This is a genomic window from Microbacterium dextranolyticum, assembly GCF_016907295.1.
In the GTDB taxonomy this organism is placed as follows: domain Bacteria; phylum Actinomycetota; class Actinomycetes; order Actinomycetales; family Microbacteriaceae; genus Microbacterium; species Microbacterium dextranolyticum.
Genome location: NZ_JAFBBR010000001.1, coordinates 736,076 through 748,231, shown reverse-complemented (window position 1 = coordinate 748,231; position 12,156 = coordinate 736,076). Strand labels below are relative to the sequence as shown.

Genomic DNA, 12,156 nt, shown 5'->3' with positions numbered 1-12,156 from the left:
TTGCATCTGGGCGGCGAACGGCGGGTCGGCGACCCAGTCACGGCCTATCCGGCTGCCGCCGAGGAAGGGCAAAATCGCGAATACTCGCAGGTTCGAACCCGCGCCCCCGGTGCACAACGACCGCCTCAACTGACAGTGACGGGCCGTTGCTCGCTTGCCGCCGAACTGCCCGCCCAGCGAAGCGTGCGAGAACGCCCTCCGGCATCAAGAATGCCGGTGTCGATGCGAGGCGCGGGCGCATCGCCGGGAAGCGCGAACTCAATCCACGCGAGCGCAACTCCTCGCGGATTCAACTCACGCACGTCCACGTCAAGGTAGACGTCGGCTAGGTAGACGTACCCTCCCGCTCGCACCGTAGCCCGCTCTGCGAGCACAGGGATTGACCGCGGCCGCCGCGACGTGTTCGTCATCGAGATTGCGGCGCGCCAGACAGCCTCCACCACACGATCCTCGACGATGTGCGCCGGGTGCAGCTCGAGCTTCACGTGGTCGATCACGTATACGCGGCGAGCGCGCTGCTTCCACCGCACGAGGCCGACCGTCGATGCCATCGCGATGACGAGCACGGCCCACATCCAACCGTCCACTGCAGCCACCCCCTTGGGTATGCCCCAGGCATACTCCGGGCGTCGGACAGGCGACCCGTCAGAACTCCCCGATCGCCAGCCCGAGACGCAGGTATAGGTCGGTGATCGCCTCGTTGTCCGCGCTGTACTTGACCCAGACGCCCTTCCGCGACTCCCCCGGCACCATCGGGGGGTCGGCGATCACGAGGCCGGCAGCCTCGAGCTCGTTCAGCCGCGGTTGCACTGTCGTCGGGCCGAGATCCAACGCGTCGCAGATCGGGCCGACCGTGACGTCGGGGTTCGAGCGCAGGTACCGGAGGATCGCCGCCTTGACGAGGTTGCCGAGAAGGCCGATCGGATCTTGGGCATCTTCCGAGCCCGCTGGTTGCGCGAGACGAGGCATGACTCAAGTCTCGCGCACCGCCCGAGGCGAAGTCCAGCAAAGCACACAATTTAGTTGTTTACTTTCCGTCCATACTGCTATACCGTGTGGGCATGTCTACTCGTCGAGTCTCCGCAACCCTCGCGCGCATTACGCGCTGCGCGGCGTCGGCCGCGCGACACGTCGAGCGTGATCTGAACGACCGGGTCGCCGAGGCCAACCTGCGACTCCAGACCATCCCCTCCTCCACCGGCATCGATTCCTCGTCGGTTATCCACATCCTGGACAAAAGGCGCTACCGGGTCTGCGATGACGTGCTTAGGATGCCGACACGGCGACCGACGCGCGAGCCGTTCCACCCGTGCCCGGTGGCCGTCCTGAAAGATCAGGAGGCCTGACCGGTGATGATGAGCCAGAGTTCGGGACGCCGCGGAGTCGCATGGGCGATCATCGGCGGGATCGTGCTGCTCGCGGGCATCGTCGCCATCATCGTGAGCGCGGTGCTCGCGCGGCCGACGCCGACACCATCGCCGACCACTAGAGGGACTGCCTCCGCGGACCCCACGAGCTCCGCCGACCCTGATCCTCATCCCCAACCCACCGGCGCGGTCGTCGACCCGACCGCCGCCGACCGCGGATGGACGCCCGAGCCGATCACGACGGACGCCGACATCTACATCCGCGCGGCGCTTGCGGCGGCATCCACCTTCGACACGACCAAGAGCACGCGCGAGGAGTGGCTCGACTACCTCGACACGTGGTTCACGCCGGACACCCGCTTCACTTCCGAGGCTGACCAGCTCGCAGCGATGACCGACTCGCAGACGGAGTTGCGGCAGGGCGTCGTGCTCCCCAAGGACGAGTGGGACTCGCTCGCGGGCGAGGACGGTCGCGTGGTGGCCGTCGTCACCAGCGAGATCACCAACGTTCCGGTGACCGACGACCCGTCGGGCGACATGTCCATCGGCACCGCCGATGTCACGTTGAGCTTCACCCGTTCGGATGGCTCGGGCGGGGAGACGTCGTACGACGACCACGTGCGCGTGAGCGTCCAGGTGCTGTGCGGCGCGGCATCCGTGCCCACCCCCGACACCGACCAGCGGTCAGGAGACTGCAAGGTCGTCCGGTACTTCACGGAGCCGTTGGAGCCCTGACATGGGAGCCCCGGTGATCGCCGCCGCAGCCCTCAACACGAGGACTGGCCGGAAGATCCTGATAGGGGCAATCCTGGTCGTCCTGCTCGGCACGGGGTTCCTCCTCACGCCGCTCATCGCTATCCCCTTCGCGGTCTCCGGCGCCAGCGCGACGGCGAACCAACCCGTGAGCGATACGGAACTTCCTGCGGTCAGCGGAGAGTGGGGCTACCCGCTCGCGGGTGACTATGCGAAGGGACGAGGGTTCGGCTATCACCCGGTTGAGGGGTGCAGCTACTGCAAGTCCGACCACCGCGGTTACGACATGGACCAGCCCTGCGGCGCGACCGTCTTCGCCGCCGGACCCGGCCGCGTGACGGTCGCCGGCGCGTACTTCGACTACGGCAACGCCGTCGTCATCGATCACGGCGGCGGCGTCGTCACCATCTACGGACACATGCAGTGGGAGTCGCTGCGCGTGGGCGTCGGCGACGAGGTGTCCGCCGGCACACCACTCGGCGCCGAGGGCTCGACGGGCCGGTCGAGCGGATGCCACCTGCATTTCGAAGTCCGCGATTCCGGCGTGCGCATCGACCCGGAGCCGTTCATGGCCAACCTCGGCCTCCGCCTGAAGTAATCAACGAAGGAGAACGATCATGTCCATTCACACCGTGCCGACGGATGTCGATGTCCCCGACATCCAGCCGGACTTCTCCGCCCCGTTCTTCCAGGGCTTCCAAGTGATCGCGTCGTACATCCTCGCCGGCGCCATGCTCGTCGTGCTGATCATGCTGATCATCGCCGGCGCAGCGCTCGCGTTCCGCGGCCTCGCGTCCGATCGTGTGCGCACGTGGGCCGGCGAGAACATCCTCTGGATCTTCATCGCCGCGGCCGTGCTCGGCGCGGCATCCGGCCTGTTCGCGTGGTTCGTGAACTTCGACTTCGGATTCTGATGAACGTCTCGCGCGCTCTTCGGATCGGCTTCGTGGTCGGGTTGCTGCTCGTCCTCGGGTCGGGCTCCGGCGCGCACGCCGTCGAGACGGATGCCGCGCGGATCGTCCCGATGGATGCCGTGAGCGGCGAGCCCTGGTCGGCGCCGGCATTCGACGTCGACTGCCAGCGCGCGAGCGACCAGGTCACCTGCACGCCGAACGATCCGAACAACGTCACGGCGCAGCAGTGCTTCGTCGGTGTTTCCATCGACGGAGCGCGGACGACCGTGTGTACGACCTACGAGGGTCACGTGCAGGCGATCCAGGCTGACGGCGGGCGCGCCCTCATCGTGAAGTACGGCTGCAGCTTGGGCGACGCCGTGTGCGTCACGTTCGAGAATGCCGGGCGGGGAATGGCACTCGCCGCCACAGGCATGATGTTCCTCGTCGCCGACAACATGCGCTTCGACACCTCGACGCTCCTGTGGACGGCCGCGGTCGATCAGTGGTCGTTCTGGCAGTGGGCGATTCTCGTGATCACCTTCGGCGCGATGGTGTGGGCGATCGCCGCGGCCGTCGCCTCCGGCGACCGGGAAGAACTCGTCGGCGCGCTGGTGCGATCGTTCATCGCCGTCCCTGCGGTGCCCATCTCGCTGTGGTTCACCGGGCACCTGCTCAACGCCGTCGACGACATGACCTGGTACATCATGGCGCAGGACGGCCGCGACGGCCTGTACTCGACGCTGCAGTCGGTGATGTGGGCGGGCGGTCAAGCGAACTACTTCTTCGCCTTCCTCATCCACTTCCTGCTGATGCTCGGGATGCTGCTGCTGATGCTGGTGTTCGCGTTCCGCAACATCGTGCTCGCCGCTCTGATCATGGTCGGCCCGGTCGCCTGGATGCTGTTCCCCGTGCGCGGGATCGGACCGCAGTGGGTGGTCCGCTATGTCTCGGCGATCTTCGTCCTACTGCTCACCGGTCCACTCACGATCGGCTTCGTCACGCTGATCATCAACGGCCTGGCATCGGTGAAGACGATCTGGAACCCCCAATCGTGGCCGCTCATCGTCGGCCTCGTGCTCGTCGCGTTCGCACCGTTCGCGATCTTCGGACTGTTCAGCTTCGCGGGCGCTGTCGCCGCCGACGGCATCGGCTCACGACTCGGCTCGCACGGCGGACGCATGGCCGCGGGAGCGGCGCGATCGGCGGCGCGCATACCGACGCGACTGGGCTCACTCCCCTCGGGCATGCACTCGTCGAGCTCCCGCCCTGGTTCGACGTCGCCGACCTCGAAGCCAGCCACGGCCCGCGCAACGACCGGTGTGGTCGCGCGCGGTGGCACCGCGACGGCGCGCCCACAAGCTGCGACTACCCGCGCCGCGCAACCGACGACTTCCCTCTCGCCCGCGATGCCCGGTTCCGCCCAGACGCCGACGCCACAGCCCGCGGCATCCCCACCCCGCTCGCCCCAACCGACATCCATTCCCAAGCCTGATCGGAGCTCGTCATGACCGATTCCACCGAGTACGCGCGTCCCGTTCGCCTGCCGCGACGCTCGCGACAGGGCGTCGTCATGGGCATGGATCCGTGGCAGCTCACGTTCATCACGGCGGCCGCAGTCGCGCTGCTCATCTTCGTGAACCGCTTCGGCCCGCTGGGGCTCCTCTACGGCGCGCCGATCTACCTCGCGTTCGGCATCACCGCACTGACGACGATCCGCGGGATGTCGACGCCGAGGATGGCGGGACTGTGGCTCATGAAGCAGGTCCGCCACGCGACAGGCGCGACGACGGAGAAGTTCCGTCCGGAGCGACCGCGGCTGACCGGCACGCTCAACCTGCCCGGCACGCGCGCGTCGATCCAACTCTGGGACGTCAACAACGTCGCGGCGACCTACAACCCGCAGGACCGCTCGGTATCGGTGATCGCTGAGCTCGAGGTGCAGGGCTTCCTCATGCACGACCTGCCAGAGCGGTTCGACCTCGCGGAGCAGTTCGACCGCGTGCTCGGCCCGTTCACGCAGCGGCCTGGCGTCAAGCGGGTCACGCTGCAAGAGCGCACGTTGCCAACGACGATCCGCGCCGCCCGAGAGCACTACGACACCGTTCGCCGAGTCCAGAACCTGAGCTCCGACTCCCCCGTCGCGCACAATTACCAGGACGTGATGGACCTGTCCGAACGGTTCGAGGTCGCGCACCGCAACTACATCGTCCTCACCCTCGACCTCGTCGTTCTCGGCGGCCAGCTCAAAGCGCTCGGCGGCGGGAAGGAGGCGATCGTCACGCTCGCGCAGATCGAAGCGGGGAATCTCGCGGACGCCCTGACGTCCGCGAAGATCACGGTCCGTCGCTGGCTCTCCCCACGAGACGTCGCCGCGCTCGGGCGGCTCGCCTTCGATCCGGAGTTCGCTTCTACTGTCCAGAACCGGCCGGAGGCCGTCGCGGGCGTCGACCCGGTGGCGATCGGGCCGATGTACCTCGAGGAACCGAAGGGGCGCAACGGCATCGTCGTCACCGATTCGGGCGTGCACACGACGATGTGGGTGCACGAGTGGCCACGGTCCGACTCACCCGTCGGGTTCCTCTCCCCCGTCGTGTTCGCGCGGCATCCGCACACCGGCGAGGCGATCACGCACATCTTCTCGATCGTCCTCACTCCGGTGCCCGTAGGGAAGGCGCTCAAGCGCATCCGCGAAGAGAAGAAGGTGTGGCGCGGCAACGAGTCGCTGCGGGCGAAGCGCGGCGCCGACGGATCGGCGGCGGATGCCGCGGACTGGCGCGCCCTCGAGCAGCGCGAGCAGGAGATCGCCCGCGGCCACGGCGAGTTCCAGTACGGCGCCTACCTCACCGTCACCGCGCCCGATGAGGAACGCCTCGACCAGGCCATCGCTGGGATGCGCAACGCGCTCTCTCGCGCGGGCATGGAGGCGCAGGTTCTCTACTGCCAGCAGGCCGAGGCGCTCATGGTCAACGCGCTGCCGATCGGGATGGGGATGAAGTGATGGTCAGGCACGCGGCATCCTTCACTCCCGTCGAGCTCAGCCGGCGCGAGAAGCGCGACCTGCACCGCGAGATCAGTCGCGCCCAGCAGGAGCAGAAGCCCACGCGGACGTCCCGACACGATCGTGGCCTGCCCGAGGCCGCTGTTCCGGGGCCGTTTGGGCCGGGGCTGGTGCGCGGCGGCTATTGGAATCTCGCGAAGGCGTGGATCCCACCGCATCAGGCGACATCGCAGCACATCGCAGGCATCTACCCGTTCGTCGCCGACTCGGGGCTCGGGCACCGCGGGCCCATCCTCGGCGTCGACCTCAACGCCGACGCGCTGTGGCACTTCTCGCCGTGGGAGGCGTACGTCGACTCTTCCGAGCGCGGCACCTTTTCTACGAACATCCTCGTGCTCGGCGCGTACCGCGGCGGCAAGTCCGCGACTGTGAAGACGCTCGTGACGAGGTCGATCGCGTTCGGGCATCAGGTGGTTGTCCCCTCCGATCCCAAGGGCGAGTGGGTGGCGGTGGCCGAGGCGATTCCCGGCGGTCGGGTCATCCGACTCGGCGGAGGCACGGGCACGCGGCTGAACCCGCTCGACCGCGGTCCGCGACGAACGGGCGCGACGGACGAGCAGCACGAGCAGATGGTGAAGCAGCGGCGCATCGGCACGCTGATCGCGCTCATCGAGATGACTCTCGGCGCACGTCTGTCGGCGGTCGAGCACGCAGCCCTACTCGATGCGCTTGACCGCTGCATTCTCCGCACGGACGACCACCCGACGTTGCGCGGAGTGTTCGAGGAGCTCGGCGAGATCGCGGGTGAGACGGATGCCGCGTTCCACGCCGCCGAGGGCGCGATTCAGCCGCGGTTCGTGCTGCGCCGGCTTGTCGAGGGAGACCTGTCAGGCCTCTTCGAAGACGAGTCCACCGTGGAGTTCGACCAGGAAGCGCCGATCGTCGTCACCGACACGTCCGAGCTCTTCGCGCGCGGCGATCTTGCCGCGCAGCTTACGCAGGTGTGCTCGACGGCGTGGATTCAGGCCGTGATCTCGGACCGCGCCGCGCATCGCACGCGCTACGTCGTCCGCGAGGAGGGCTGGCGCGACATGACGTCGCTCTCGTCGCTGCAGATGTTCCAGCAGTGGCTGAAGCTTTCGCGTCACTACGGCATCAGCAACATCGTCATCCTGCACAAGATGGGCGACCTCGACGCGGTCGGCGACGAGGGCTCGCTCGAGCGGTCACTCGCGTACTCGATCGTCGGCGACATCGAGAACAAGTTCATCTTCCGTGTGAACAGCCAGGAGCAAGCGGCGCTTCGCGCGCGCCTCAACCTGCCGGCGCCGCATGTCGAGATGGCGCGGCACCTGCGCAAGGGCGAGTTCCTCGCGTACGTCGGTCAGTACTCGTACCTCGTCGACTGCTTCGCGACGTCGACCGAGTGGGAGTACGAGCTTTTCGCCACCGACGACGCGTTGGCCCCAGCTGACCGCGACGACAGCGGCTTCCGCGCGATCGACGCAGCGACGCTCGACACGCTGTGGCCGGAGACGCGCGAGATGGACACCGGGATCGAGGGCTGGCTCACTGCCGGACCTCGCGAGAACACCGAGGAGCAGTGAGCATGAGCACGATCATTACCCACGCGCGCGCATACGCGACGGTGAGCGGCCCGCACGTCACCTTCGTCACGCTCGACGGCCATGCGGAGTCGATCCCCGCTGCCCCAGACGAGGACGTGCGGCACGCGATCGTCCGGCGCGCGACCGACGAAGCGCGACGCACCGGTGCGACCGTCGAACTGATCACCTCGGGTGATCGCGGCGACCACCGACTGCTCGTTGCACCAGACGGGCAGCTCACACCCCTCGCGACCGCGGGACCGGTCGCCGGCACGAGCACCCCGACAGAGACGTATGGAGAGGAGGTGAGCGAAGAAGCTCCGCAGCCGACCGCACCGGACACCCCCGACGCGGCGGTTGCGGAGCCGCCCGCCCGCCCCTCCTTCCTCGCTTCGGCATCCGATCTCGCCACCGGCGCGAGCGGCTGGCGAAGGTTCGCACAACGGCTGGGGATCGCGGTCAAGCCCTCGGCCGCCGAGCGCCAGCGCGCAGAGTGGACCTCCGTCGTGTCGCGACAATGGGCCGGATGCCGCACGATCGCGATCGCAAACGGCAAAGGCGGCGTCGGCAAGACCATGACCACCGCGATGCTCTCGGCGGTCTACGCACGCGAGGGTGGCGGCAACGTGCTTGCGTGGGACAACAACGACACCCGCGGTACGCTCGGCTGGCGCACCGAGCAGGGCCTCTACGACACGACGCTGCGCGACCTGCTGCCCGAGGCATCCCACCTGCTCGCACTCGGCGCCGGGGTGTCCGACATCACCCGCTTCGTGCATCACCAGGCCGCGGATCGCTACGACGTGCTCCGTTCCAACCCGGAGCTGCTCGCGACCGATCAGCGCATCGCCTCCGCCGAGTTCGATCTACTGATGCAGGTCGCATCTCGGTTCTATCGACTCGTCCTCTTCGACTCGGGCAACGACGAGTCGGCGGAGCGCTGGCTACGCATGGTCGACAACTCATACCAGCTCGTCATCCCGACGCTCGCGACCCCCGAGTCCGCAGAGTCTGCAGCGTTGCTGCTCGACGCGCTCCGCGGGCGCGACGAGCGGTCGAGTCTCCTCGCGGACCGTGCGGTCGTCGTCGTTACCCAGTCGGAGCCTTCGGCTGCAGCCGCATTCCGGATCGCAGACGGGTTCCGGGATCACGTGCGTGCGGTGCAGATGATCCCGTTCGATCCCGCGCTCAAGGCCGGGCCGCTGCGGTTCGACGCGCTGCGGCGACGTACGCGCGACGCCTGGCTCGCAACCGCCGCGGCCGTTGCCAAGACGTTGTAGGAGCCGATCATGAACCAGGGGATGCTCGGCAAGGCGATCGCGATCCTCATCGCGGCTGCGGTGATCCTGTCGTTCGCGTTCGGCTTCCTCGCCGAGCTCGTCACTCAGATCGCCTGCGGCGCGCGCCCGAGTCCCGAGCACCTGTTCGCCGGGCTCGGCCTCGCGATCACCGGCGATGCCTCTGCGTACGCCGCCCCGGCGCAGTGCGCGATGCCGGTCGCGGCGATCCGCATCGTGGATGCCGTAGCCGTCGTCCTGATCGTCGCCGCGGCCGTCTGGATTCTGGTCGCCGTGCGTCGCTACCGGGAGTCCGACCGCGCCTTCCTTGCCGACCTGCGCACCCGGCCGGGATTCGCGACCTCGAGTGAGATCCGCGACCATCTCTCCGCCAAGGCCGTGCTGCGTCGAGCGGCGCAGCTGCGCCCTGACCTCGCTCGCCCGCGGGCGACAGACGTCGGGTGGAGAGTCGGCACAGCACGCGGACGCGACGTGTACGTCTCCATCGAAGACTCTGTCGCGCTCGAAGGCCCGCCGCGCTCGGGCAAGGGCTACCGGATCCTGATCTCAGCGATCCTCGACTGGTCGGGTCCTCTCATCACGACCTCGACGACGAACGACAACCTCACGGCGACCATGCGGATGCGGCAGGCCCGCGGCGACGTCCATGTGTTCGACCCGCAGGGACTGTCCGGCGTCCGGCATCCGCTCCGCATCTCGCCGATCGCCGGATGCGAAGACCCGTTGGTCGCGATGCAGCGCGGCAGCGCGATCATCACCGGCACCGCGCTCGGCTCCTCGACGACGAACGGCGAATGGGCACAAGCGTCCGGCGTCGTCCTCGGACGACTCCTCCACGCGGCCGCCGTCGGCGGCATGTCCATCGCAGAGCTCTACGACTGGGGCACGAGCCCGGCGCAGACGCGGGACGCGGTCGAGATCCTCAAAGCCGACGGCGCGCCGGGCTGGGGCGACAGCCTCGATGCCACCATCGCCGGCGACGAGAAGCTCGTCTCGTCCATCTGGTTCGGGGTCAGCGGTGCCGTCGCTCCACTCGCCGTGCCCCAGATCCGCGACGCGCTCTCTCCCCGCCCGGGGGACCCGGCGCTCGACCCGATGAGCTTCCTCGACGCGGCGAACACGCTCTACCTGATCGGTTCGTCGTCCGGCGCGGCCGCGATGGGTGGATGGCTCGGCGCCGTCCTCGACGACATCGTTGAGGTCGCCCGCAAGCGCGCACTCGCCCTGCCAGGTGCACGGCTCACGCATCCGCTCGGACTGATCCTCGACGAGATCGCCAACATGTTCCGGTGGGGCAGCCTGCCACGGATCATGGCCGATGGCGGCGGTCGCGGCATCTGCACGTTCATCGTGCTGCAGGCTCTCTCGCAAGCCGAGACATCATGGTCGCGGGCGGAGGCCGACACGATCTGGGCCGCCGCGACGGCCAAGGTGCTGCTGGGCGGAGCGAGCCACGTCGACCACCTGCGCGACATCGAGTCGCTCCTCGGCACCCGCGACACCCGTCGCGAACAACGGTCGTGGTCGACGCGCGACGCCGGCCACTCGACCAGCGAGCAGCACGAGCGGCGACCCCTCATGTCGGTCGACGAGATCCGCCGACTGCCACCGACCGCCGGCCTGCTCGCGTACCGCAACCGCCGGAGCGTGCTCCTCGACCTCGCCGGATGGGACGAACGTCGCGACGCCCGCGCAATCCAACTCGGCAAGCGCGAGACGGAGCAGGAGCAGCGGAGCACCTTCGAGGATGCGCACCGAGCACCGGCGGCACCCGAGCCAGCCGCAGCACCCGTCAAGTCCGCAGAGGCGGTGAGCGAGGAATGAGCAATCGCCGCACCCCGCTCCACGCGAACGCCTATCGGTCGACCTTTCTCCGTTCGCGGGCATGGTTCGCGCGACGCGACGCGTGGTTCACCCACGCGGCGATGAAACCGCACCCGCTCGCGTGCGCGGCATGTGGCATTCCAGCGAACAAGCGAGACCTCGAGCTGCACCACCTCGACTACGCCGGCGTCCAGCGGCTCGAAGACGGCCGCTGGGTCGCCCATGAGCTGGACGGCGATCTCATCCCCCTGCATCCGTACTGCCATGAGCTACTTCATCGACTCATCGACCGGGATGCCGTGCTGTCACGGCATCGGACCCGGCGCGTGGCATCCGAGCTCGCCCTCGACGCCCTGCGTCGCACACTCACTCACGCGAAAGGAGCAGGGACGTGACGTACGAACAAGAGCCGGAGGATCTCGACGATGCTCTCGCGGCCGACCTGACCGAACTCAATCCGCCCGACAGGTCCGGGTCGTCCGCTCCCATCGGCGCACACATCGTGAAGTGGCGCTCGCTGACGGATGCCGACGCACGGACGGCATGGATCGTGCTGCGCGACTGGGTCGAGTGGTTCACGGTGCGGTACCAGATCTCGGAGTCGGTGGTGCCGGCGTGCTGGTTCAAGCACGGCGACCTCGTCGAGGAGCTCTCCGCGCTCCACACCGCGCACACGGTGGCGTTCCACCCGTCCGATTCGGGATTCGGCCCGATCGGCTGGCACGAGCGTCTCACCCTCGCGTTGCCTCGCCTGCGTCGGGCGTACGCCGGCGGGTGCTCGCGTGGACACAGCCGCTACAAGCCTCGCTCGTGGACGGACGTCGTCGACGAGCAGGAATGGGAGGCGTGGACCAGCCGGGCCCACGCCGAGTGAGGCGCCTCGGCGTCTCTGATCGGAAGGAGAAAGCATGACGACCAGAATCCCGGTCACCATCGAGGGCAACCTCACCGGTGACCCCGAGCACGGCGCGAGCGAGTCGGGCAACGAGTACGCCCGCTTCACGATCGCCGTCAACGACCGCCGCCTCAACGAGACGACGAAGCGGTGGGAAGACGTCGGCACGGTGTTCCACCGCGTCGTCGTGTTCAACCAGCAGTCGCGGAACGTCGCGAACTCGCTGCGCAAGGGCGACAGTGTGATCGTCGCCGGCGACCTGCGGTTCGGCACGTACACCGACAAGGAGACGGGCAACACCCGTGAGACGCGCGACATCGTCGCCGACAACATCGGAGCGTCACTCAAGTTCGCGACGGTCTCGGTGGACCGCACCCCAAAAGCTAACGGCCCCGCCGCGGACAGATCCGCCACGGGGCCAGTAGCCCAGCCGGTCTCGACCACCGGCGTCGGGGTTGCTCGCTGACCCATCGCAACAGGAGAGCGGCGTGGGAGTCATCGTACTCCCGCGCCGCTCT

General features: G+C 68.2%; 14 protein-coding genes. 12 read left to right on the top strand and 2 right to left on the bottom strand.

Features of this window, described 5'->3' with window-relative positions; genetic code table 11:
- Window positions 1–125: 125 nt before the first annotated feature.
- Together JOE64_RS03255 and JOE64_RS03250 are read right to left on the bottom strand one after the other, a co-directional pair.
- Window positions 126–596 carry a hypothetical protein gene (locus tag JOE64_RS03255; RefSeq protein WP_204962934.1) on the bottom strand — a complete coding sequence of 157 codons (471 nt, stop codon included), beginning with the start codon at window positions 594–596 and terminating at the stop codon, window positions 126–128.
- Window positions 597–645: 49 nt separating this feature from the next.
- Window positions 646–969: a winged helix-turn-helix domain-containing protein gene (locus JOE64_RS03250; RefSeq protein WP_204962933.1), complete on the bottom strand. Its 324-nt coding sequence runs from the start codon at window positions 967–969 to the stop codon at window positions 646–648.
- Between the two features lie 92 nt (window positions 970–1,061).
- Between JOE64_RS03250 and JOE64_RS03245 the strand changes: the two genes are divergently transcribed.
- From JOE64_RS03245 to JOE64_RS03190, 12 genes are read left to right on the top strand one after another with little or no spacing between them, the layout of a single operon-like run.
- Complete coding sequence (locus tag JOE64_RS03245; protein WP_204962932.1) at window positions 1,062–1,346, top strand: hypothetical protein; 285 nt, start codon at window positions 1,062–1,064, stop codon at window positions 1,344–1,346.
- Between the two features lie 6 nt (window positions 1,347–1,352).
- A complete protein-coding gene (locus tag JOE64_RS03240; RefSeq protein ID WP_204962931.1) occupies window positions 1,353–2,102 on the top strand; it encodes a hypothetical protein in 750 nt (249 codons plus the stop codon).
- A 1-nt stretch (window position 2,103) separates the two neighbouring features.
- Entirely contained in the window at window positions 2,104–2,718 is a 615-nt protein-coding gene (locus tag JOE64_RS03235; RefSeq protein WP_204962930.1) for a M23 family metallopeptidase, read from the top strand.
- 19 nt (window positions 2,719–2,737) lie between these two features.
- On the top strand, window positions 2,738–3,034 hold the full coding sequence (locus JOE64_RS03230; protein WP_204962929.1) for a hypothetical protein: 297 nt from the start codon (window positions 2,738–2,740) through the stop codon (window positions 3,032–3,034).
- Complete coding sequence (locus tag JOE64_RS03225) at window positions 3,034–4,524, top strand: hypothetical protein (protein WP_204962928.1); 1,491 nt, start codon at window positions 3,034–3,036, stop codon at window positions 4,522–4,524. The genes JOE64_RS03230 and JOE64_RS03225 overlap by 1 nt, the downstream gene beginning before the upstream one ends.
- On the top strand, window positions 4,521–6,014 hold the full coding sequence (locus JOE64_RS03220) for an SCO6880 family protein (protein WP_204962927.1): 1,494 nt from the start codon (window positions 4,521–4,523) through the stop codon (window positions 6,012–6,014). Before JOE64_RS03225 ends, JOE64_RS03220 begins: the two co-directional genes overlap by 4 nt.
- Window positions 6,014–7,621, top strand: coding sequence for a putative type IV secretion/conjugal transfer ATPase (locus JOE64_RS03215; RefSeq protein ID WP_204962926.1), 1,608 nt, complete (start codon window positions 6,014–6,016; stop codon window positions 7,619–7,621). Before JOE64_RS03220 ends, JOE64_RS03215 begins: the two co-directional genes overlap by 1 nt.
- 2 nt (window positions 7,622–7,623) lie before the next feature.
- Window positions 7,624–8,901, top strand: coding sequence for a ParA family protein (locus tag JOE64_RS03210; protein WP_204962925.1), 1,278 nt, complete (start codon window positions 7,624–7,626; stop codon window positions 8,899–8,901).
- A 9-nt stretch (window positions 8,902–8,910) separates the two neighbouring features.
- A complete protein-coding gene (locus JOE64_RS03205) occupies window positions 8,911–10,743 on the top strand; it encodes a type IV secretory system conjugative DNA transfer family protein (protein WP_204962924.1) in 1,833 nt (610 codons plus the stop codon).
- On the top strand, window positions 10,740–11,138 hold the full coding sequence (locus tag JOE64_RS03200) for a hypothetical protein (RefSeq protein WP_204962923.1): 399 nt from the start codon (window positions 10,740–10,742) through the stop codon (window positions 11,136–11,138). The genes JOE64_RS03205 and JOE64_RS03200 overlap by 4 nt, the downstream gene beginning before the upstream one ends.
- On the top strand, window positions 11,135–11,617 hold the full coding sequence (locus JOE64_RS03195) for a hypothetical protein (protein WP_204962922.1): 483 nt from the start codon (window positions 11,135–11,137) through the stop codon (window positions 11,615–11,617). The genes JOE64_RS03200 and JOE64_RS03195 overlap by 4 nt, the downstream gene beginning before the upstream one ends.
- A gap of 34 nt (window positions 11,618–11,651) precedes the next feature.
- Window positions 11,652–12,104, top strand: coding sequence for a single-stranded DNA-binding protein (locus tag JOE64_RS03190; RefSeq protein ID WP_204962921.1), 453 nt, complete (start codon window positions 11,652–11,654; stop codon window positions 12,102–12,104).
- Window positions 12,105–12,156 lie beyond the last annotated feature (52 nt).